Here is a 1,379-nt window from a genome sequence, read left to right as displayed (position 1 = left end):
GCCAGGTCTGGACCCTGCACGCCGAGCAGCAGCGACGCGGCGGCAGCGAAGGCCTGCGCCGGCTGCTGCTGGCGATCGTGCGCGACCTGCGGGTGGTGCCGATCCTGCTGGCGCGTCAGCTGGCCCGGATGCGTCGCGCCGACCAGCTTCCCGAGGACCAGCGCCGCCGGGTCGCCGAACTCACCCGCGACATCCATGCCCCGCTCGCGAACCGGCTCGGCATCTGGCAGTTGAAATGGGAACTCGAGGACCTCGCGTTCCGCCACCTGCAGCCCGACACCTACAAGCAGATCGCGCGGCTGCTGGACGAGAAGCGCGGCGACCGCGAGCGCTACATCGAGCAGGTCCGGCAGACCTTGCAGGCCGCGCTGGCCGCGCAGGGCGTCACCGCCGACGTCGCCGGCCGGCCGAAGCACATCTACAGCATCTGGAAGAAGATGCAGCGCAAGGACGTACCCATCGGCGAGCTGTACGACCTGCGCGCGGTGCGGGTGCTGGTCGACGACCTGGCCGCCTGCTATGCCGCGCTCGGCGTGGTGCACGCGACGTGGACCCCGATCCCCAGCGAGTTCGACGACTACATCGCCCGGCCCAAGCGCAACGACTACCGCTCGCTGCACACCGCCGTGGTTGGCCCCGAAGGCAAGACGCTCGAGGTGCAGATCCGCACCTGGGACATGCACCGGCAGGCCGAGCTCGGCGTCGCCGCGCACTGGAAGTACAAGGAAGGTGGCGGTGCCGGTGACGCCGCGTTCGACCGCAAGATCGCCTGGATGCGCCGGTTGCTGGAACCCGCCGCCGACGGCGCCGAGGCCGACGAGGCCACCCTGGCCGGCGAACTCGACACCGAACTGGTCGAGGACCGCGTCTACGTGCTCACCCCGAAGGGCGAGGTGATCGACCTCCCGGCCGGGGCCACGCCGCTCGACTTCGCCTATCGCGTCCATACCGAGGTGGGCCACCGTTGCCGCGGCGCCAAGGTCGACGGCCGTATCGTCCCGCTCGACCACCGCCTGCGCAGCGGCGACCGGGTGGAAATCATGACCGCCAAGACCGGCGAGCCGCGCCGGGACTGGCTGATCGAGTCCAACGGCTTCCTGGCCAGCAGCCGCTCACGCGAGAAGGTGCGCAACTGGTTCCACCGCCTCGACCGCGGGCGCAACGAGGCCGAGGGCAAGGAGCTGCTCGACAAGGAGCTGCGCCGGCTCGGGCTGCTGGGTGCCGACCTTGCGCCCGCACGCGAGCGTTTCCACCTTGATGGCGATGACGACCTCCACGTGCTGGTGGCGCTGGGCGACCTCGGTGCCCACCAGGTCGCACGCGTGCTGCTCGAGCACGAGCGGGCGTCGCGCGCGCCCGTGGCCGAGGCGCCGCTGCCG

Annotated in this window: 1 protein-coding gene; it reads left to right on the top strand. The window is 71.3% G+C overall.

All coding sequences use genetic code 11. The features are described 5' to 3' along the window. Positions 1-1,379 (top strand): RelA/SpoT family protein (locus ACKVMH_RS13490; protein WP_412700662.1); only part of this gene is annotated, 1,379 nt, incomplete at both ends.

This window comes from Lysobacter zhanggongensis, assembly GCF_046638635.1.
Lineage (GTDB): Bacteria > Pseudomonadota > Gammaproteobacteria > Xanthomonadales > Xanthomonadaceae > Novilysobacter > Novilysobacter luteus.
The sequence above is the reverse complement of the archived record's forward strand: the minus strand, read 5'-3'. Positions and strand labels throughout refer to the sequence as shown.